This is a genomic window from Enterobacter sp. A8 (assembly GCF_004296595.1).
Taxonomy (GTDB): Bacteria; Pseudomonadota; Gammaproteobacteria; order Enterobacterales; family Enterobacteriaceae; genus Enterobacter; species Enterobacter cloacae.
On sequence record NZ_SCMF01000007.1, the window covers coordinates 205,236 to 226,225 of the forward strand.

Below are 20,990 nucleotides of genomic sequence, written 5' to 3' on the forward strand. Positions count from 1 at the left end.
CTAAAATAGAACGGGAGCCTGTTGGTTCCCGTTTTTATTATTAGTTTTCGAATGGTTATCAAAAATTTAACAAAACAAGTTATCAAAACAGCTCTGGAAGTAATGTCATGGATAGAATCTCAAAGAATGTTTTTACAGCTCTATTAATTCTGCTCTTAATATGCTTATCGTTAATTGCTCACTTTGGAAATGATAATACTTATTTTGTAGGGAATTTAATTCCGGAATTCATTGGGGTATGTGTAGATCTTATTATTATTCTTAAGGTTTTCGAAGTTTGGCAACAAAGAGATGAACGAAGAAAACTGATTAAAGTTGAAAGACGTTTAAGAGAGTTTTTAATTTTTTTCTTAAATCATACATGCCAAGATTTTCCAGTAGCAAGTAGACCTGGAAGATTCTACGGCACCGACTACGAGCAAAATCAAAAATCATTGACTGCGTTAATTTCCCATATCAAAGATAGTGGCTTAAGCGAAGAAAATGTGTTAAAGATTCAAGCGTACTGTAAAAGTCAACATGATATCATTAATAATATGATCCCTGTTTCTTCTGAATTAGAAAATGATCATTTCAAATCATGGGTACGGATAGCTTATTTTATGAATGCTGTGGCAATTGGCCAAGAGAAAACGAGTCATGCATTGATAAAAATATTAGAAAATATTAAGCGATTCGATAAAGAATCGCATGATAAGAAATTGTATGTTGGGGCCGATTAAAAAGTCTTAAACCACTATGGTCCAATTTTTCCCGCGATCATCATTGTAGCGTTCTGTTTGTTGTTGGGATTTATGTCCCAACAGCTTTTTCGTGTCAATTCCTTGTATTTTATATAATCTCTCCGCTAAAGAGCGTTGTTCATGGAAGGTAGCAGGTGTGCCATCCCCCCAATTTATTTCTGCTTTATCACGAGCCTTACTGAAATTCATCGTTAATGTGTTCGACTTCACCTGTGCCCCTCTTTCTGCCATTGAAGTCGCCCGGAAAAAGTGGATTAGGTATGGACTCACTGCATAGTCACGGCAACGCGCAACTACATCCCTCAAACTCCAGTCGATCGCGTTAAGCCTTAGGGATAGGGGGATCGCTAGCTTGCTCCCCGTCTTTTGCTGAACGACATGAAGATGGTCATCCCAAATATCGCTAAACTTCATGTTGGAAATATCCCCGAGGCGTTGACCGGTAACGAGTGCCAATAGCATTGCATTGCCCATGTATTGGTGGCGGGCATCAGCTATCTCAAAAATCTTTTGCCATTCGTCGAGGTTTAGACGCTGTCGAGTAATCCGCCGGCGCGGTTGTTTTGTAGCAAGAGCCGGGTTATAACCCGGCGGTACCTCGCCATAATGTTGGGCTTCTTTGAATACATCAATCAAGACTGAGCGTATGACTTGTGCCATTCTTGGCTGGCCCTCTGCAACATAGGACTCCAGTATCAGGGCAACATCTCGAACATCGACGGATGAAATCAATTTCATTCCTACGCTCTCACGAAGCAGGGCTACTGGTTTAGCCTTTTGCTTATGAGTGTTCGGCTTGATATCACCATTCTCAAGTCTTTCATCCTGAATTTTCCAATATCGATCCAACCAAGTATTTGTTGTTATCGCCTTTCCTTTGCTGGTGGCGATCTTGTCACTGATAGCCAAAACCTGCCTGGTGCGCTGTTCAGCCAGTCTCTCATTCGCTTCGATTGCTATTGCTGTTGCTTCGGCCTCGTTAGTTCCAAGACTATGAAACTTACCTGTAATGGGATGTTTATAGCGCCAGTAAATTTTATTTACCTTCCGACTGTATAGCGGATAGAGATTAGGTATCTTGACGTTGTTTTTACGTGGTCGAGCAGCCATCAGACAGTATCCTTTGAAGCATAGGAGAATCAGATTTTTTAATAACGGGCTGGGTTAAATTACCTGTAATCTCGGCATCTTCTCTTACCCGCCAGTATCTTCCTTCTTTGGTGGCCGGGGGAGTGAACATGCTCTCTTTGGCGTATCGGCGTAAAGTATTCAGACTTGGAGGATTACTCCGGTATTTTTCCGCAGCCCATTCTTCTAAAGTCAGCATTTGAAGCATGTGATTTACCTCATAATGGCCCATATCAGGGCCATTTTCTGATATTAAAAAATCAGTGTTCAGTCAGACGCTGCCAGATTGCTGACACGTATTTGACCTGATGAAGAGCATCCGAAATAGCCTTGTGAGGTTCTCCCTCAAATGGGATCTCATAGCGAGGCTTGCAGCCAACGGCTTTACCCAACTCGACAATGGTTCTTACATCCCGGTTATTCCAGAATTTCCATGGGCAGGGGATCCCCGTACGGTCATAAGATGCCTCAAGCAGGACATTGTCATAAGTGGCACCATTACCCCAGACCTGAACAGAATCAGGGCCGTTAACCGCATTCTCGCCTATAAACTCATTTAGCTGCAGTAATGCATCATCGAGCGGAATAGCGTCATCCATTACCAACTCAGAGCGCGCTTCGGGCGAAGCTTTTAGCCAGAAGATAATGGTAGATGCATCCGGAACTCCGCCGCTGGCCATGGCTGATTCCAGGCTAATAACTTTGTAAAATTCCGATCCGGTATTACCTGTAGATGGATCAAAGAACACGGCCCCGATAGATACGACTGGTGAATCAGCTTTTTTACCAAAAGCTTCAATGTCGATCATAAGGTGTGTATAGAGCATTTCAGGCTCTGTATAATTATGATGACCGGAATCATTATTTATGGCAGTTGTGCTGCTATAAGTCTCAGTAGTGCTTGCGCCTGAGATAGTTTCTTCCGTGCCTTCTGATAACGCAGCACCGTCCGGGGTTTCATCATTGCCAGTTTCTTCCATCTGCACATTATCAAGGTACTCCGCCGCGGTATTTTGTTGGACATTTACAGCGTTGCTGGTGGCCAGCCCTTCAATAGAAAAAAGACCATTACCAACTTTTTCGAGAACCGGCAGCGTGCCGCCCAGCGTGCCGCCGTCGACTTGCGCACCTTCATTCTGGCCGCCAGTTTCAAAAGCAGAATCAGTCACTATCTCGTTTGTCCAGCTCACCTCCGGGTTATGGCGTGCCGCAACAAGAGTTTCGTCTGATGGTGCAGAATGATCGCTTTCAGTCAGGTTCGCGTTAATGAATCCGCTGAGACGTGCCGGATACAGATAATGTTCTGGGTGAGCGCTACGGATAAGTGCAAAGATAGCCGCACGCGAGTAATCCAAAACTCCCGGGGTTGCACGAAGGGCTTTAGACCATTCCTTGAACGGACTTTCTTTCTTACTAACAATCTCTTTAGCCCGACGGAAAACACCACCAGGGATATCGTAAATGTTGAAATCCATTGGTAACGTGGCCAGCGCAATCTCTAAATCGAGAGTGTCGAGATCATGTTTAAGGTCAGGGTTTCTGTCGGTCTTGTTGCCTCCGCCAGTATTCGTACCGCTTTCAGTACGCTGTATTTCTGCAACGCGATTGCCTTTGGCCCATTCTTTTACCAGCAGGCCGCGGTCAATGTAATCAGTCGCCGCCCAGATTCTGGTGAATCGGAGAACCAAAGCGAGTTCGTGACGCTTTTCCTGGCTGAACACCTTGCGAATGGCGTCGGTATAGCGCCACAGGTCTTTGGTGTCGTAACCCTTAACCTGTTCGCAGTTTTCTGCCGCCAGCAGCAGGTTCTGGACATAGCTATTGTCAGTGTCCATCTCCAGCGCGCTGATACCTTCGTATTCTTCGCGGGTTAAGTGGTGGCGCAGTTCGTCGCAGGTGAACTGGGCGAGTACCTGCTTGCGGAAGGGCATGCGAACGACTGGATAACGTGTGGTTTCGTCATCATTCTTGTCAATCTGGATACCGTTATCAGCTTCAAGACCCTGACCTGCTATAACGCCGGTGTCACTGGTGCTTTCAGATTTCAGAGGGGTAAATTTGCCACTGCGCCAGTCTTCAACTAATTGGTTGTGAACGCTGGCATCTGCTTTAGCCCAGTCAGCCATGAATGCAGCGATATCTTCAGTTTCGTGCGCTTCATCTGGCGCGAATACCTGCTTAATCGCCTGAACCAGTTTCCACTCAGCGTTCAGGCTGAGTTCGGCAACTTCAGGGATGTTGTTCTTCGCCAGCAGCATGTTCTGAAGATAGGTATTGCCTTCATCCAGTGACATTTCGCTGGCAGCCAGCTGCTGCTCTTTAGTGATATGTGACTGGTATTTTTCGCTGGTCATGTGGACGGCAAAACGGACCGCTGGAGTGCGGTTTTCAAGAGGAACACTCTCGACGGTACTTTCGACTTTAACGGTCGGTTCCGGTGCGGCAGTATTGTCCACGGCTTCAGTTGATCCAGCACCAGCCTTTGGCAGCCAGGTGCGTCCATCGTCCTGCAATTCGTAGCGTTTGCACCAGGTGTAATCTACTGTGCTTTCTTCCGGCAGGTCGTTGTAAACAGGGAAATCGGTACGGACAGGCTTGCTATAATCCTTGCCCCGGCCGGTTTCAATGCCAGCATCTTCCAGCTCTACATCCAGCTGCAAATTGGCTCGTGCTTCTGATTTAGCCGTGAACCAGATAACGGCATCTTCTTTGCCGGATTTCTGCGTTGCCTTGATTAAATGAAAGAATTCCATATCGGGTCCTTAATTTTGGTTGTAAGATACCCGCAGCTAGTGATTGCCGCCTTGGGTAGTGGTCATTGGTCAAAACTCGATTCCGGAAAGCTTTGGTCGGCTGACCGGGTACTTAACCCGCCTTGCGCGGGTTTTGTGCTTTATGAAGCGCTGGGATCGCCTTTTTGAGCGAGGGCGTAGCAAATGCGGCGGACTAACACCCAAAAATAGGGCAGATGTACGGCCTGGCACCGTACTGGTTTTCTAGCGAAATCGGTCATAGTTGATCTTCTCCTGTTAATGCCTGCCTTTTAACCACCTCAGTCTCGGTGGTATGCTGAAATCTGAAATCAGCCTGCAAGGACATAAAAATGGCAACCCGTCCAATAAGTGTTTATTGGTTCAAAAACCGCGACCAATATGATTCCTGCATAGAGTTACTGACAGATTCGTGGGTTCTACCTGACGATTACCGGGATTGGCTTATCCGTTTCAATCAGATGATTGATCGTTATGAACGCAGCGGTATCGAGGTTATCAAAGTAGAGATAGAGCCCAACGAGTTCACCAACTGGTGCCTCGCCAACGGGTGTGAAATAAGCACCAAGAGCTGCAACGACTTCGCTGTTTTCCATGGCGGAAGCCAGTCGCTCCGCTACAGAGATTCTGATGGGGGATATGAGTAAACAAGCTCGCCCTTCAATTCTGAATATTTCGATATGCATTATTTCCTACCTTGATAGTTAACCCCTATGTCGGGTGAACCAGGGGTGTTAACTCATTTCGCCTTATCGCCGGCTAGCGGAACGTTAAACCTGCTGCGCGATTGTCTTGCCATCTCATCCGGTGTTTCGTATGCCGCCGGCAGCTACTTCGTGGGCGTCCTGCCTTGATGACGTTGCTGTGTTTATAGTTAAACTCATAATGTGATTTAATGTCAACACATGATGTGTTTTGCTGGGTGGGATTTTCAGGGAAGGGAATTTATGGGCACAAAAAAACCAGCCTGCAGGCTGGTTCAGTAGACTCTATGGCAATCTAATCTTCTGCAGATTTGAAGCGACCTCGAAGATACTTTTCAACATAGTCATCAATTTCTTTCAAACGAACTTGGAACAAATCGATCATTCGTTCTTGCTCGGCTTCTGGCAACTGATCAAACAAGTCGAGCAGTCTCCTATGTTGAGGAGAAAGCCACTCTTGAGTAGATTCGGGTCCAAAGACAAGTTCTGCCGGAGGGATCCTCAATGCTTTGGCCAGCGCTATAGCATCATCAATACCAATAGCTCTGCTTGCAGATTCATAGTTGCCTATACGTGATTGAGCCCACCCACACAATTCTGCGAGTGTCTTTTGAGATAAGCCTTTTTGCTCTCTGGCCTGCTTTAGCCGCGCAGCAATACGTTCATTTGTATTCATAAAATCGTTTTACCACGAAGCGTGTTATTGCTCAAAAACAAATCGTGTTGACATTGAAACACGAAGCGTGTTTAAATCCGATCTATCGATAACCAAGAGGTCCAATATGAACAAAATAGCGAGCGAGAGACTATCTCTCGGTTTAACACAGGAACAGCTAGCTCTGATGTTCGGGTGGCGTCAATCACGTATCTCTAATTATGAAAATGGGACTCGCAAGCCAAACCTGAATGATTGCCGACGTATTGTAGAAAAATTTAATGAACTCGGGTCTCAATGCACTCTCGATAGTGTATTTCCACCAATCCCCCCTAAGGAGTGAAGAATGCAATACATAACGTATGAACATCATATCAACATGACCAATGCTTCTTTGAAATCCGAAAATCATTTCCATATGAAACGCAGGGGGCAAATTAGCTGCCGACGAATATTTGAAGCAGTGCGGGAGTGGGAATCTACTTTGCCCGGCCAGGCGCAGGAAAAAATCGCTCTGCTGGTGGCAGAGCAGTGGACGAAGGAAGGGGGCCGCGGTATCGCGGTCAACAAGCAGAATTTATTCCGGTATCTGAAAAATGAAGGTGGTTCGGAAAAATACACCGCTTACATCATGCAACTGTCGGGGGCAATCGTCGCCGCTATGCCCATTGAGATCGCCAGAAAGCATGGCCTCAGTAATGCCAGAACGGAAGCCGAACTGGTGGCGAGCGCTATCAAAGAATGCAGTGAGGCACATCAGGCGAAGTTGCTGGGCGCACCGCTGCAAAAGCTTGAGAAGGAGATCCGCGAAGCGGCAATCGCTTTATTCAACATGTTACCTGCTGACGCGGCGGGACCACTACTGGCGAGTATCAGCGCCGTAGCGCCGCAATTTTTTTAATCGAGTTTTGACCAATGAATTCAACCCGGAGGCTTCATGAGCATTGATGCAATGCGGTGGGCCAAGAAAGTTAAGACCGGAAAATCCTCCAGTAAGGCGATCCTGACCTGGCTGGCTGATATGTGCGGCGCTGACTTGTGCGCTTACCCATCCGTCGCTGCGCTTGCAGAGGCTACTGAGATGGACAGAAAGACGGTGCTTGCAGGCTTGCAGCATCTGCAGGAAATCGGCCTGGTTGTCGACACAGGTGAACGGCGCGGCAGGACCAAGCAAATTCCTGTGTACAAGCTGGTCGGTGTTGAGGAAAGCATCCCCGATGCCGAACAGACCCAAAACCGGAACTCTTTAAAGGATCCCAAAAACGGTACGGTTGATTTGAACCGTACCGAAAACGGAACTGTTAATACAAACAGTGCCATTAACGGGACTGTTTCAGGTAATAAGGGTACCAAAAACGGGATTGTTAACAGGTCAGATTTTAACCAAAGAGTGCCGTTTTTCCCTTTAAACAGTCCCAAAAACGGGACACGGAATCTACCAAGGAACCATAAAGATCTAAACCCCACACATACAGAACTGGTCGAACCTGTTATTCCTGATTATCCGGATCAGCCAGGTATCGGAATTGGGCAACAGCAGCCATTCGGCAAATTCCGGATGTTTGAAGACTGGAAGCCAACAGCCGACTTTGCACGACAGGCAAACCTGTGGGGCATGCCGCTCAAGGCAGGCATAAATATCGAAGCCGAGCTGAGCAGTTTCATCGCTTACTGGCAAGCCGAAGGGAAAGTGTTTCATCAAATTCAGTGGGAGCAGAAGTTCGCTCGCCACCTGGATCGCGCAAAGGTTCTGAAAGCACCACAAACGGGAGGTACCGAGAATGCATCAGTTAGACCACAGCCAGCAGCATCCCGAGTTGTTCAGCAAATACAGTCAGCACACGCAGAGTGGCGACGCCGGAACGGACTTGATGGCGACGGAGACAGCGTGGCGGTTATGGCAGGTGATGGGGGAAATCTTCTCGAACCGCTGGACGCAGAAGAATGGGGCAGAACCCACGGCCCTGTGGATAGCTCAAATAGGTTCGATGACTGAGAACCAGATCAAACTGGTTTGTCAGCAATGCATGGACCGTTGCGCATTAGGTAATACATGGCCCCCAGATCTTGCTGAGTTCGTTTCGCTGGTTTCAGAGAGTGGCGCAAATCCGTTCGGGCTGACATCCGACCGGGTGATGAGTGAATACCGACGCTGGCGTAACGAGTCGTATCGTTTTTCGGGTAGTGACAAATATCCGTGGCCGCAGCCGGTGCTGTATCACATCTGCATCGAAATGCGCAGAACTGGTGTTGAGCGTCAGATGACCGAGGGGGAACTTAAAAAACTGGCAGAGAAGTTATTAACCAAATGGACGAAGCACATAAGCAACGGGCTTTCGGTTCCTCCAATCCGTCGGCAGCTAGCTGCACCGCAGCATCCGGCAGGGCCAACTCCGGCACAGCTGCTGATAGAAGAGTACCAACGCCGTAAAGCGGCAGGTTTAACCAACTAATCGAGCATTGACCAATGACCAAAGCATTAACACAAAAACAGCAGGTAGCAGTGTTTGTGCGCTACCAACCGAACTGCGCCGTAGGCGATGTTGCAGAGGCACTGGATATGTCAGGTGCAACAGCTGGCAAATTGCTTCGTGACTTAAGCGACCAAGGCGTGATCGTTCGTTCCCGGAATAGTGTTCAGTACACATACGAGGTGGTACCAGACGCGGATATTCCGGATGTAATCCTTCCGTGTATGGCGGAAAAAAGCGATCCAGTAAGGATGCAGGCCGCAGAGGAGAAAGCGAAGGCGCTTGAGGCAAAAGGCCTGTGGCGAAGAGCAGCTGCGGTGTATTCAGAAATGTTTGGCATAGCTGGTAGTGCTGTTGAGGTCGCCCGTATCGCCAAGCGTCGTAAAGACTGCCTGCGTCAGGCGGGGAGGGCGTAACCGATGCCGAGACCAAAAACACAGAGTGAACGCAACCAAATCATATCAAGGATCATTGAGTTGGTGAAAAAGCATGGCCGTATCACGACGAAAGAAGTCGTTGGGATGTTCGATCTGCATCGCACAACCGCAGAGAAATACATACGAATAGCCATTGCACGGGGCGAATTGATCCGCTACTGTCGTTGCGGCATTTTCCGTGACCAACGCACAATAATCGATTTCGACCTGAAACGCTTCACACACCAGAAAGTAAGGTGAATGTAGTAGATGAAAAATGCCGCTTAGCCGCGGCATCACTATGCTCTTGAAGGTCCGCTATGAGCGAGAAGCGGACCTTAGCAATTATTCTATCAACTGACTAACATAGAGGTATGCAAATAAAAAGGGGGCAGGTCAATTGCAAGAACCTCTGAGATCGGTGCCTTCAAAAAAGCTCCACACTATAGAGAAGTCCGCAATAGCGTTGCGCTCAGACTCATCTAAGTGCGCAAATTCAGGTGCTCGATTGGTAATCCACTCTAGGATTCCAGGGCTCATGGCTAGCTCTTTGTGCATAACGCTTGGTTCAGGTGCGCCGTAGGCGTCACCTGGAACTACTTGTTCACTGGCCGTTGCTAAAGTCTATAAATTCGAATGCCAGGATTTTTTTTGTGATACTCAATGTGGCAGGCTCGACACAAGGGAATAATGATGTGAGTGTCAGCGGCTCCACCAATGTGGTACTCGATAATATGGTGCCCCTGAGCATCATCTCTAACCAGCCCACATTTTCTGCACCTATACGCTCCTTCTTTCACAGCATCACGCTGTGCTTTTCGGTGCTTGTATGATCTTCCTTTAGTCATCGCCTTCGATTACCGCCCAATCTTCATCATCCCACTCATCTTCTTCATCACCGTCGTCATCTAAGTCTTCGAGTAACTCTCTACGTGCTTCTGGTGCTAAGAGTTTTTCTGGTGGCCCGGCAACAACAACGATGTCATCCGTGTACTTTTTTAGCCCCACAGCATCTTTTAGAACATCACCTTCGCTATCTTCATCAATGCCCTTTATCCAAATGAGCATGTCAATTTTTTTCTTTTCACTCACAGCATTAGCTCCTAAAGCGTATAAGCGCGAACGGAGTAACCGCTGTCATTTGAATCGTCGTCATCAGAACTTGTTTTTACAAGGGGTGTTCCTTTCTCTTCAGAAACTGAGATGTCATAATCGGACTTTAACTTGAACAATCCATTGTTATTTTTCTCAACGAGGAAAATTTTGTAGCGGCCATCATGTTTTTTAACGGTAAGAGTGATAGTGTCATTCTGGCAAACTGAGCTGATCAGTTCATCACCATCAGTCAATATTTGTATATCAATTTTCTTGGTTCTCTTCATCTTAAGCCTCATAAATAGTATGGATATAGTGATTACGAATGAATATGTTGAATGAGCCAGTTAACAGTTATATCTTGTGCCAGCACACTTTCTCTGGTTATACCAGATGACACACCAGCGTTAACATATTGATAAAAATTAGATAATTACAAACGACGACTACGAGCTGCGCCCCAAAGCGTGCTGGTACATTATTTCTTTTCTCTGGCCTGTTATTTTTAGGTTAGCCCACTCTAAGTATCTAAGTTAGAGCGTTTTTCCTTCTTCAGCAACAAATAAGTGTGCCTATTGATTTACTCAAAGCGTGCCTGTTTTATGATTAAAGCAAATAACACTGTATATTCGACCAGATGTGCGACCAATGTCCGTTTTTGGCACAGAGCGAACCTTCATCACCCGGCATCCACATACCGCATGCCATCGTCAGGCTGAAAGACTGGCTATCGAAAAACGCAGCTTCTTCCAGTTATAATCTGAGATCCGAAAACACCCAGAACCCGAGCTCTTGCGGTCTGCTACTGGAAGGTTTTACATTCTTCCATTTAAATTGAATAGGAAAGGTGAATTTGAAACGGCCCTGCCATATGCCTCTGTCCGAGGCCTCCCGCCGGGCGGCCTGGCAACTGTCGGTATAGATCGTAACGGGAAATCAGTATCAAGGGAGACCATTGTTAAATTCGAGTTCCGGTAGCCCGGACAGATCAAACACACAAATACAACATGGAGATTAAAAGATGGGAAAATTTACAAGCTCGAATGATTATGCTGGCCCGTATTTCATACTGCGTCATGACAGTCTCCGTCCCGGAGATATTATTCTGGAGCGGGGGTATGAAATGCACTCAGATATAATCTGCCAGCAGACCGGCAGCTACTACTCTCATGCAATGATATATGTTGGCGGGACGATTATTGAAGCCACAAGGGACGGAGGCGTATTCAGTCGTATTCCAAACCGATCGGCGGTAAGGGCCATATCTGATTTCAAAGTCCTTAGGCTAGCCAAAGATCCGGGACAAGAAATAACAACAATTGCGTGCAATCAGGCCCGTTACCTTGTGGGCAGCCAGTATTCAGTTGCTGAAGCCATTTTAGTGAAAGGCCCTGAATTTACGAGGCAATTCCGTGAAAACAGCAGAAAACAGTTTTGTTCACGCTTAGTGGCGCAATGCTTTAAAAAAGCGGGCATAAATCTTGTCAGTGATGCGAATTTCTGCTCGCCGGCTGATCTTGAACGGTGCGGGCTTCTGGTGACAGTCCCGGATATGGTCCGCCGTGCTTCCGAACAAGAGACCGCATTCGCGCTTGAGGTTTCGCCGCACGCCAGTCACGCTAAAAACACGGTTCGTTTTGTGGAAGCGGCACTCGGTATTTTAAAAAATCACGGTATCAAAACCGTGGGGGACTCAGACGGAGAAGTGACTGTCACGACGTTAAACGACATTACTCAGGCCGTATTCGAAAACAGAACTTCTCCCGGGCTTGACGGGGAAATTACGGAGGCCATGCAAGCATCGGGCTACCTGGACCATATTGAAATGGACAGGCAACAGAACCCCTTTCGCTACGATTTTGACCTGTTCAGTGCCCGGATTGGCCAGGATGCTGACGATAATGAAATTTCTGAGAGGCTTTGGGGGGAGATCAACAAAGAAGCTCAGGTTCTTATTCCCCGCCTGCAGTCATACATAAATGGCAAACATAATCTTGTATGGGATCTGGAGTATTTTAAAGCCGAATTTTCTATATACGAAGGCCTATTGCAGGCGCTGTATGACCGTACCGTGATCATAGAACAGTACTCAGTCTTAAAAAAAGATATTCCGTTTTTCAGTGAAATTTATGAGCTAAGTAATGCTATTTTAAAAGAAATAAGGGAGCATGCACCGGAGATTGCTATTTCCTGAAGGTATCAATACCGGCATGAGGCGCACTCACTGACCTGATGTATCTTGGGCTCCCACCGATAGCAAGCAAGACGTAAGCACAGACAACTGCTGGTCAGTGCCCGGAGGACCAGCGCTGTTATACACGTTAAAAGGGCTGCAGTAATTCTGCAATCAGAGGCTGAGGGATCGGGATCAGACCGGTGTCAGCAAACGTTGCCGCTGTCATCTGCTTAAAAGCTGGCTGTTTTCCCGGAGACGCTTGATGGCATCCGGCTCCAGTTGCAATAACTTGCGGATGTTTGCTGTCGCATCTCGGTAACGAACATCCTCTGGGCCTGCTTCCGCTTCCGCAGATCCGAAAACCCCAATGTCGGATCTGTAGTGGTCGTCCTTCGCGGGACTGAAGGAAAAGTTACAGGCAAGAGATTTGAAGCGAGGGAATAATCTGGGGTAGTTTCATAGTCCGCTATGAGCGAGTAGCGGAAATTGAGCCATTTGTATCAGGGCTGCTCAAAATATTGAGCGATCAGCCATAAAACCTTTTACATCAATAAGATATTGGATTTTCTTAGCGAGATTGACTACATTGTTTGTGAAGTATGTTCATGTCAATAGTACGCAATTAAATTTACAAAATCGCGAATTAATGATTATATATCACCTATGGCTTAGTTTTTAATAGAGGAATCAAACGGATATGGATAATAATATTCTATTTATTTCATCAATTGAGCGGTTTAATGATTTCGAAGAGGTTGTTAGACGGTTTTTACAGCGAATGTTCAATGCAGATGCTTATATTACAAATGGCCCTTATGACGGAGGCAAGGATGTCGTTTACTCAGTAAGAGGTCGTGAAGTAAGAGAGGTAATACAGGTATCTATTATCAAAAAAGGTTTGGAAGATAAACTTGAAGAAGACTTAATAAAAACAGATGATTTAATTCAAAAATATAATTACCCTCCTGTATTGAATTTCTTTTGGAGCCACAAAATATCTGAAAGCAAGCTTGAGACTTTAAAAAACAATGCCAGAAAAAATTATGGGATAACCCTAGAGTTTTATGACGCAAATAGAATATCTCAAAAAATTACCAACGATTATCCGGAGATATTAACTTTTCTTCTTGAGGATATACACAATTATCAATCTTCTAAAAAGGATGAGTTGGACATAAAAGAAATAGCATTTTACGAATATCTGGTGTTAAGTAAAGATGCAGCGAATTTAAAGAATGTAATTATTGATTCATACATAGTTTCATTACTTACAGTTCAAGGAAAGTCAGAGCATGATTTAATCAATGAAACTCAAATTCTTGGGCTGCATAATGAAACCCTTAAAAATAGATTGTATCTTTTAAAACGAGATAATCGAATTATCCTCGATGGAGATTTATACAGTCTGTCGGAGGTTGAAAGTAAGAGAATCAGAAATCTTGAGTTAAAAGAAATAGCCAAAAGGAATGAGGTTTTAACAATAATTGGCAATGCGACCTCAAAATATTTCAGTGAAAATATATCCACCGAGGTTCTTGACCTTATTAAGGAGGCTTATGCTGAGTCAGTCAATTTACAGCTTAATGAATTAAACTTCGAATCCCCAAGAAATCAAATTGTGAAAGGAATTATTAAGCAACTGGAAAAACTGATAACTGAAAAAGGAAAAATAAGCAACTCATTGTCTTCAACATTAGCTAATGAGCTTGTTGAATTATCTGGGAGAAATGAATATCTTTCAGACTATTGCTCATCAAGACTATGCATAACTCTCTTAAATCAAAAGAAACTTGAAAGATACATTGACAATAAAACATTTTTTTTGTACCTAGATGCGCCAGTATTGATTCCATATCTTGTTGCATTAAGATACGATAAAATTTCTAACAGTGAAAAATCAATAAGCACCGTTAAAACGTTAAAGAAAATAGTATTCAACCTTAAAAATAGATACATTCGCGTAACCCAAGAACATCTTGAAGAAACAGCACGACATTTAGTAAATGCAATGAAAATCAGTTCTTTTGCCAATGATGAATTAGTTGGGAAGATAGGTAATTCTAAAAACGTATTTTTTAATACATACATAAATATTAAAAAAAGCCAGCCTAGTAGTTACAATTTCGAAAACTTCTTAGAAGATTTTATTGGTTATGAAGATACATCTGGTTCTATCGATGCAAAGTTTTATAAACTAAGCCGTTCAGTCTCACAGTATTTAAATCTAAATAGAATTGAAGTTATTTCAACCTCAGTTTATCAAGAAGATAGAATCATTGAGGAAGTTGCCAGGAAGTTTTCCAGACAAATATCAGGTTCAAAAAAAAGAAATCAACGAACTATTAATAATGATATTTATGCTGCATTAACCTTATCTGATGACAGCATACACTGCGATGAAAAGGGAGTCGGTCAAATCCCTATGCTAATTACATGGGATGCCACTCAGCACACACTAAGGAATATAGTAAGGCAAAAAGACAAATATAAAGAATGGTTGGTTTACACTCCCCAGAGAGCAATTGAAAGACTTTCAATGCTGGAGATGAAAATTGAGAGCTCCGCAATTAAAGATGGTGTTTTAGCAATTATTGACGAGGATTACTTCTTCAAGGATAACGATTCAAATTTAATCGATACCCTAGCATTGCTAGTGAAAGATGATGACCCTGACGCTGGCGCATTAACAACTTTGATAAATAAACTATCGCAACGGGTAACAGAGGAGTCTTTAGATTCTCAAGATATTGAAAAAGAGGCGTTCAATACTTTAAACGAGATTTTAGTATTTACTTATACTGAGTTTAAAGATAACTTTAGCCAAGTAAAAATTGTTTTCAGTGATGAAAAATATACCGACTCTATCTTTGAGATACTAACCTCAACACTTAAGCGACCTTTCGATGATACTTCTAGAGTAGAGTATAAAAATAAAATAGACAAAATAATCTCAGTTCACTTTGGTTGACTGGTTGGGGAGAGAGTTCTCCCCAACCAATCAAAGAACTTATTAACAATGCCGATAAAGTTGTAAACTGCTGCCCGTGGATTGATGCAGAGAGGTGCTCTCAACGTCCGCCTTTGGCACAGAACGGACTGGCTAACTGGGAATGGGCCCACTGTGAGAGAGGAGATGACACCCTGTTTCACAAAAAGTAGCATTGTTCTACAAGCAGCTTTCATAATGAGGTTATATGAAAATAAGAAGGTTCCGTAATGGGGATGAAATCTCATTATTTAACGTGTTTTATTCTTCTGTACATACCATCGCATCAGACTACTACACACATGAACAAATTGATGCTTGGGCCCCGGCAGAAATCGACCAGGAACAATGGGCCAATCACATGAGGGAACTATCCCCTATTGTTGTAGAGCTTGATGGCGAAATAGCTGGATATGCAGATCTCCAACCAAATGGGTACATTGACCATTTTTATGTCTCAGGAACCTATTCAGGACAGGGGGTAGGGACATTACTAATGAATTGCATTCATGAGGAAGCGAGGCAACATGGAACTAGTGAGCTTACTTCAAATGTAAGTAAGGCTGCGGAAGCGTTCTTTCTACGACACGGCTTTCATGTAGTGGAGAGAGGTTTTCCTATTTGCCGTGGAATTACATTAGAAAATGCACTGATGAGAAAACATTTGGCTAAATAATAAATAACCTGCAGCAGGCAGCATTGTTTGCCTGATTGAGCTCAACAAACCAGTACAATGGATGTCCGCTCCTTGCACACAGGGGATTTATATGGCACAGCCAAAACTTACATACTCTGATAAGTACTTGAAACGTAATTTAACTCGTTGATTTAAATTCTTTTTTTAATAATGCGTAAACAAATGTATTCTCATATCTTTCCTCGCCTTCATCCGTAATAAATGAAACAAACTCTTTAAAGCAACCCTCCTGTCGCATACCAAGGCGGGAGCACAATCTTTGAGAGGACAGGTTGTAGTCTTCAACGTACGCATAGATACGCCTTGCCTGTTTCACGTTAAACAAATATTTAAACAGGGCCCCAACTGATTCTGTTGCATACCCGTACCCTTCATAGCGCTGATTAAAGTGCCAACCTACGGACCACGTATTAGCATCTGGCTCGCCACTATTTTCTGCAAACAGATGGCCAATAACGAGGTCGGAGTCTTTGAGGCAAACAGCAAATTGGCTTGGATCATTTGCTCTTCTGCATACTTCTTCTACGGCATCCTCAACTGAGTTGAGCATTTCGTCCTGAAAACAGGGAGTGCGAGGGGAAGAAAGATAGTCCAGAAGTGCTAAAGCATCACTCTCTTTAAATGAACGAAGAATGAGTCTGGGCGAAGATGTTATTGTCATGGCTTATCGATTCCATTAAAAGATTAGTTATATGCTGCTGATTTAATGAAGAATTTATTGGGTGGATAACACTTGCTTCGACATTACCGTCCACTGTCTCGTTTGTAAACAACATAATCACACTTTAACAATTCGTGCTGTTAAGGCGTTGATCAAACTTCCCCATAAGTGTACTGTATAAACATACAGCTTTTGCGGTGGAGGCGCTTATGAAAGTTGAATTAACCATTGATCGTACTAAAGAACTTCCAGAGGGTGCAGTCCCGGCACTTGAGAGAGAATTATTAAAACGGATCCAGAGTCAGTTCGATGAGTGCAGTCTGATTGTGCGTCGCGCAGGTTCCGATGGGTTAAGTGTTTACGATGGCGAAAAAGAAGCTAAAAAGAAGGTCGAGGAAATCCTCCAGCAGACCTGGGAAAGTGCAGACGACTGGTTTTATTGAAACAGCATGCAGAAATTTTCCAGTTTGGAGGGGAGATTGGTGGAACAAAAAGAAGAATTACCTAACAAGGGCTATGCGGTCATCAGATGCAACGATGGGGTTATCGTTGCGCGACTGCACTCATTTCCTGATAGTGGTCGCGCGCTCATGTACAGACGTGGGGATGAAGTATCCTTTATGCCGTTACAGGATGATGAGATAGTAGGAGCACCGACACTCTTTACGCAGATGCTTGAACGGGCTGGTTATCGCGTTTCCAAGAATTCTGTTACACTCCCGTCATAGGCCTGAACACCCTATACCTGCTGCGCCACTGGAGAGAAACCATGGCGCAAACACCAAACACGAATAAATCCCTACTGACCCCTCAACGGGCCAGCAATTTTCTTTTGATGTCACTCCTGCAGGAGGCGGCATGAAGAAAAGCTGGTTCACTCACACCGGGCTGACAACCGAAGAAGCCAATGAGCTGGTGGCTCGCTATAAGTCTAAAGGCGTCCCCGTCGAGAAAAGTCTCGATATTGACCCTCGTCTTTGGATAGTCAGCGCATTACTACCTCAGCAAAAATCCTCAGCTAAGACAGCGCAAAGTATGTGTTCCCGGGCATGGGGGTGACTGTGACAGTCTACAACATCCTGCCGATGGGTAAGCCACGCATGACGCGTGCAGACAAATGGAAAAAGCGCCCTGAAGTTATGCGTTACCGGGCCTTTTGCGATCACGTCCGGCTGCTGGGCATTTACATGCCAGAGTCAAATTCGCACGTTACCTTCGTTCTTCCGATGCCGAATAGCTGGAGCAAAAAGAAGCGCGCAGAGATGAACGGGCAGCCCCATCAGGGTAAACCCGATCTTGATAACCTGATGAAGTCTCTGATGGATGCGCTCTTCGAGGACGACACGCATATCTGGGATTCAAGGATAACAAAGCTCTGGGGCGAGAACGGGCAGATCATTATCAGGGAGAGCGAGTGATGCGTGCGCTTCTTCGACCTGTGATTGCTAGGGAGCTGGGTGTCGTACTTTTGAAGCCAGGAAGAGAGCTGATGGAGTTGTTCACCGCAGGAAGAGTGTTAATCGAGCGCCAGCCAGAAAGTATGGCCGGGTATCAAACTGGTCGCGTTTCGGACGCGCGGCAGCCACTGGCTGAAAACGAGCAGCTGCGAAGCTTCTTTCTGAATGAAAAGGTGCTGACTGCAGCTGGCGGTATTAGCGGGCTTGATTACTGGTTGCTGAAGCACGGCGCCGGACATTGCCAGAACGCCCACAGTGATTACCACTATCACGAACTAACCATCATGCACCATGAGCCTGGATCCATCCTTCTTTGTGGCTCTTGCGATAACCAGCTTCGAGAGCAGTGTACCGAGGAACTAGCAGAACTGGCATGGAGAAACGTAATTGCCTTTGTTCTGGATTCGGTTCGTATTTCACTCGCTATCGACAAAAGCCGCGAGATTTCTCTCGCTGAACTCTGCTGGTGGGCAGTTCGTAAAGGGGTTACGGATGCACTTCCAGAATCATGCGTTCGTGAAGCGCTTCGTTTACCTCAAGAAAGCAAGATCGGTCGCGAAAGCGATATTACGCCTTCTGTGCCGGCCAGCAACATCCTTAGGGAATTAGTTTCAGCGGTCGACCAGCCTGATGCGCTGACAGAACCCCTAGTAGGTGTGATGGTGGATCCGGCGCCGCCTCAGTCTTTCATGCGTCGACCAAAGCGTCTTCGCTGGGAAAGTCGCGATTATCTGAATTGGGTGAAAACACAGCCCTGTGAATGCTGCCAGCAGCAATCAGACGACCCACATCACTTAATCGGATGGGGGCAGGGTGGCATGGCGACAAAAGCGCATGACATTTTCTCCATACCACTTTGCCGAAAGCATCACATCGAACTGCATAACGACCGACTGGCATTCGAGCGCAAATATGGCTCGCAGCTGGAAATGATCATTAGAGTGCTGGACCGGGCCTACGCGCTCGGCGTTCTGGCGTAAGGAGGACTTATGAACGATATGTATGAATTAATGGACCGTTGGGGTGCTTGGGCTGCAGATGAACATAATGGCGTTGACTGGCAACCAATCGCTGCCGGATTTAAAGGACTTCTTCCACACGGAAAGAAATCACGAAATCAGTGTGATGATGATACAGGTATAATGATCGATGGTTGCGTTGCTAGACTGAGGAAGTTTAAGCCTGATGAGTATGAATTGATCATTGCCCACTTCGTGGTCGGTATTTCGCTAAGAGCAATAGCTAAAAGGCGTAATTGCTCTGATGGAACAATAAGAAAGGAATTACAAACAGCACTCGGCTTTATCGATGGATGTATATCTATGATAAATTATTAACATCTTTTTTTGATCTAAATTGCAGGTAGCAACCTCATTGATACCTGCTTATTTCTGTTTTAGAAGGATTTTGATGTTCATTCTTATTATTGTTAGACAATGAATCAGGAAGCATATTGTAAGTATGGCAAGCCAAACACATAATAAACAAGCGTAGAGGTTAGTTGACAATCCTATTGTAAATTGAAGTATGGCTGTGATAAATGAAAGAAGAATTGATGAGTTTATAAATGAGGATAGGTTGTCTAATGGCTTGAATAAGTTTTTTTCACTTATGTCCGCCTCATCTACCTCATAAGCTTCACAGAATGAAGCTTTATATTCAGGTGTGGCGAAAACTTTATCTCTTAAGTTGACTATTACGAATGTATGTAAACTGAGAAGGAATGAACCAACAGAGATAAATCCTGAGAATAAATATCCACGAAGGTTTTTATGGTAGAAATCAAAAAAATTATCACTGACTACTGGAGTATGTCTATACAGGAAGAATAGCCCTGTGAGACACAGGGCGGAAATGATAATTAATAAAGCGTATTGCACGCCTATTTTCTGCCTAACGACCGCATCAGTTAAAGACATTTTTATTTTTCCCTTTCAACATTTCGTCTTTTATTATAGCGAATACTTTGCTTTTGAGGTAGTTCGTGTTTGTGATTCCATCTGTTTCCTTAGCTATACTATCGAATTCGTAAGTCTCAAGAAAAGTAGGGCAATTCATAAAATCGACTACTTTTTCAATGCCTGAATGATCTACAGCTCTTACTCTTGCTTTTACGATACCGGTTACATTTTTATAAATATCTGCGAGATGCTGTGATAACGGGGTTGTTCTTACTCGGCTTGCAGATTCAATATTGAAGTTAATATCTGTAGTATTAATGAAAGGTGAAAGTGCAGTCATTGGACCTGATTTGAAATCTACATGATCAAATTTAAAAGTAGCTTGTTTTATCTCCTTAAATGCACGCAAAATTGATGAAATGTCTTTTTTGCTGGTAATTAAGCTGAACTCGAATCTGGCTTGATATTTTTCATTTATTTTTCTTACTAAATCTGGATCTGGAGATTTCCCTAAAAGATCTATCTCCTCACTGCATTTACTTCGGATAAATTCATTGCTTATAGTCTGTAAGTGCGTAAATACGCCGTTTAGCGAGCAAGAACCATGATGATACATATATAAGCCTTTAAGATTAGACTTTTTTATACAAAAGAAATTAAAGCTGACTAGTTTGTCGCCTTTGGTTAAGTCCTCTACTTTAAGTTTGAATTTTCCCTTGGAAAATTGCGCTAAACAGTTTTTTTTCTGATTTCTGAAGGTTACAACCAAGCCACTGTAAAAACTCTTATCATCAGATATAAGGATTTGACGAGAGTAATCAGTTCGGTTGTGAATACGAGAAGAATTTTTTATGAAATCAGACATTACATCCGAAGTATTTATGTTTTTATTATTGTTTTTTATAGTAAATCCAATGCTCTTAATTCTCATTTTCATTCCTTTAGGTGATAAGCGCTGTGTGGCATTAGTGAAACAAACACATGATATGAAAATGCTAACGCGTACGCAAAATATATCGTAGTCTGTTAAGAGTGGTCTCTATGCCATGGACTTAAAACGATATCTGGGTCTCATTTTACAGAGGCCTCAAGCTTTTTAGGGCTACCTTCGGGTGGCCTTTTTGTTTCC

Annotated in this window: 24 protein-coding genes; 15 read left to right on the forward strand and 9 right to left on the reverse strand. The window is 44.4% G+C overall.

The window, feature by feature from the left end; all coding sequences use genetic code 11:
• Window positions 1-107 precede the first annotated feature (107 nt).
• On the forward strand, window positions 108-722 hold the full coding sequence (locus EQV24_RS21930) for a hypothetical protein (protein WP_023292760.1): 615 nt from the start codon (window positions 108-110) through the stop codon (window positions 720-722).
• 6 nt (window positions 723-728) lie between these two features.
• Here EQV24_RS21930 and EQV24_RS21935 read toward each other — a convergent pair whose 3' ends face one another.
• The 5 genes from EQV24_RS21935 to EQV24_RS21965 all read right to left on the reverse strand — a co-directional run bounded on the left by EQV24_RS21935 (window position 729) and on the right by EQV24_RS21965 (window position 6,022).
• Window positions 729-1,853 (reverse strand): site-specific integrase, encoded by a 1,125-nt coding sequence (locus tag EQV24_RS21935; RefSeq protein WP_086581175.1) that lies wholly within the window; start codon window positions 1,851-1,853, stop codon window positions 729-731.
• Entirely contained in the window at window positions 1,834-2,079 is a 246-nt protein-coding gene (locus EQV24_RS21940) for an excisionase (RefSeq protein WP_071787694.1), read from the reverse strand. The genes EQV24_RS21935 and EQV24_RS21940 overlap by 20 nt, the downstream gene beginning before the upstream one ends.
• A gap of 52 nt (window positions 2,080-2,131) precedes the next feature.
• A complete protein-coding gene (locus EQV24_RS23910) occupies window positions 2,132-4,624 on the reverse strand; it encodes a 3'-5' exoribonuclease (RefSeq protein WP_340347429.1) in 2,493 nt (830 codons plus the stop codon).
• Between the two features lie 437 nt (window positions 4,625-5,061).
• Window positions 5,062-5,238 (reverse strand): hypothetical protein, encoded by a 177-nt coding sequence (locus EQV24_RS23740; RefSeq protein ID WP_243649074.1) that lies wholly within the window; start codon window positions 5,236-5,238, stop codon window positions 5,062-5,064.
• Window positions 5,239-5,641: 403 nt separating this feature from the next.
• Window positions 5,642-6,022 (reverse strand): helix-turn-helix domain-containing protein, encoded by a 381-nt coding sequence (locus tag EQV24_RS21965; RefSeq protein ID WP_032637657.1) that lies wholly within the window; start codon window positions 6,020-6,022, stop codon window positions 5,642-5,644.
• A 106-nt stretch (window positions 6,023-6,128) separates the two neighbouring features.
• Here EQV24_RS21965 and EQV24_RS21970 point away from each other — a divergent pair, with 106 nt between their 5' ends.
• From EQV24_RS21970 to EQV24_RS21995, 6 genes are read left to right on the forward strand one after another with little or no spacing between them, the layout of a single operon-like run.
• On the forward strand, window positions 6,129-6,344 hold the full coding sequence (locus EQV24_RS21970) for a helix-turn-helix transcriptional regulator (protein WP_071787673.1): 216 nt from the start codon (window positions 6,129-6,131) through the stop codon (window positions 6,342-6,344).
• A gap of 3 nt (window positions 6,345-6,347) precedes the next feature.
• Entirely contained in the window at window positions 6,348-6,902 is a 555-nt protein-coding gene (locus EQV24_RS21975; protein ID WP_023343834.1) for a toxin YdaT family protein, read from the forward strand.
• 36 nt (window positions 6,903-6,938) lie between these two features.
• On the forward strand, window positions 6,939-7,997 hold the full coding sequence (locus tag EQV24_RS23870) for a DnaT-like ssDNA-binding domain-containing protein (RefSeq protein ID WP_130627048.1): 1,059 nt from the start codon (window positions 6,939-6,941) through the stop codon (window positions 7,995-7,997).
• A complete protein-coding gene (locus tag EQV24_RS21985) occupies window positions 7,909-8,454 on the forward strand; it encodes a replication protein P (protein WP_126775338.1) in 546 nt (181 codons plus the stop codon). Before EQV24_RS23870 ends, EQV24_RS21985 begins: the two co-directional genes overlap by 89 nt.
• Before the next feature lie 14 nt (window positions 8,455-8,468).
• The gene (locus tag EQV24_RS21990) at window positions 8,469-8,888 is read left to right on the forward strand and encodes a PerC family transcriptional regulator (RefSeq protein ID WP_023292752.1); all 420 of its coding nucleotides are present in this window, start codon (window positions 8,469-8,471) and stop codon (window positions 8,886-8,888) included.
• Window positions 8,889-8,891: 3 nt separating this feature from the next.
• A complete protein-coding gene (locus EQV24_RS21995; protein WP_086581177.1) occupies window positions 8,892-9,149 on the forward strand; it encodes a DUF977 family protein in 258 nt (85 codons plus the stop codon).
• 579 nt (window positions 9,150-9,728) lie between these two features.
• Here the strand turns inward: EQV24_RS21995 and EQV24_RS22005 are convergent.
• Entirely contained in the window at window positions 9,729-9,980 is a 252-nt protein-coding gene (locus EQV24_RS22005; protein ID WP_126544525.1) for a hypothetical protein, read from the reverse strand.
• An 11-nt stretch (window positions 9,981-9,991) separates the two neighbouring features.
• On the reverse strand, window positions 9,992-10,270 hold the full coding sequence (locus tag EQV24_RS22010; protein ID WP_130627049.1) for a hypothetical protein: 279 nt from the start codon (window positions 10,268-10,270) through the stop codon (window positions 9,992-9,994).
• A gap of 734 nt (window positions 10,271-11,004) precedes the next feature.
• Here EQV24_RS22010 and EQV24_RS22015 point away from each other — a divergent pair.
• The 3 genes from EQV24_RS22015 to EQV24_RS22025 all read left to right on the forward strand — a co-directional run bounded on the left by EQV24_RS22015 (window position 11,005) and on the right by EQV24_RS22025 (window position 15,821).
• Complete coding sequence (locus EQV24_RS22015; protein ID WP_086581180.1) at window positions 11,005-12,177, forward strand: YiiX/YebB-like N1pC/P60 family cysteine hydrolase; 1,173 nt, start codon at window positions 11,005-11,007, stop codon at window positions 12,175-12,177.
• 679 nt (window positions 12,178-12,856) lie between these two features.
• Window positions 12,857-15,127 (forward strand): hypothetical protein, encoded by a 2,271-nt coding sequence (locus EQV24_RS22020; RefSeq protein ID WP_130627050.1) that lies wholly within the window; start codon window positions 12,857-12,859, stop codon window positions 15,125-15,127.
• 226 nt (window positions 15,128-15,353) lie between these two features.
• Window positions 15,354-15,821 (forward strand): GNAT family N-acetyltransferase, encoded by a 468-nt coding sequence (locus EQV24_RS22025; protein WP_086581624.1) that lies wholly within the window; start codon window positions 15,354-15,356, stop codon window positions 15,819-15,821.
• 139 nt (window positions 15,822-15,960) lie between these two features.
• Here EQV24_RS22025 and EQV24_RS22030 read toward each other — a convergent pair whose 3' ends face one another.
• Window positions 15,961-16,503, reverse strand: coding sequence for a GNAT family protein (locus EQV24_RS22030; protein ID WP_086581623.1), 543 nt, complete (start codon window positions 16,501-16,503; stop codon window positions 15,961-15,963).
• 209 nt (window positions 16,504-16,712) lie between these two features.
• On the opposite strand from EQV24_RS22030, the gene EQV24_RS22035 reads away from it, so the two are divergent.
• The 5 genes from EQV24_RS22035 (at window position 16,713) to EQV24_RS22060 (ending at window position 19,297) form a co-directional block, all read left to right on the forward strand.
• Window positions 16,713-16,946, forward strand: coding sequence for a DinI-like family protein (locus EQV24_RS22035; RefSeq protein WP_130627051.1), 234 nt, complete (start codon window positions 16,713-16,715; stop codon window positions 16,944-16,946).
• Window positions 16,947-17,361: 415 nt separating this feature from the next.
• Window positions 17,362-17,562: a hypothetical protein gene (locus tag EQV24_RS22045; RefSeq protein ID WP_086581621.1), complete on the forward strand. Its 201-nt coding sequence runs from the start codon at window positions 17,362-17,364 to the stop codon at window positions 17,560-17,562.
• Window positions 17,563-17,564: 2 nt separating this feature from the next.
• Window positions 17,565-17,921 (forward strand): RusA family crossover junction endodeoxyribonuclease, encoded by a 357-nt coding sequence (locus tag EQV24_RS22050; RefSeq protein WP_225828815.1) that lies wholly within the window; start codon window positions 17,565-17,567, stop codon window positions 17,919-17,921.
• A complete protein-coding gene (locus tag EQV24_RS22055) occupies window positions 17,921-18,940 on the forward strand; it encodes a DUF968 domain-containing protein (protein ID WP_130627053.1) in 1,020 nt (339 codons plus the stop codon). Before EQV24_RS22050 ends, EQV24_RS22055 begins: the two co-directional genes overlap by 1 nt.
• Before the next feature lie 9 nt (window positions 18,941-18,949).
• Window positions 18,950-19,297, forward strand: a complete 348-nt coding sequence (locus tag EQV24_RS22060) for an antiterminator Q family protein (protein WP_121425926.1) — start codon at window positions 18,950-18,952, stop codon at window positions 19,295-19,297.
• 568 nt (window positions 19,298-19,865) lie between these two features.
• On the opposite strand, the gene EQV24_RS22070 is transcribed toward EQV24_RS22060, so the two are convergent.
• On the reverse strand, window positions 19,866-20,792 hold the full coding sequence (locus EQV24_RS22070) for a hypothetical protein (protein ID WP_121425927.1): 927 nt from the start codon (window positions 20,790-20,792) through the stop codon (window positions 19,866-19,868).
• Between the last annotated feature and the right edge of the window lie 198 nt (window positions 20,793-20,990).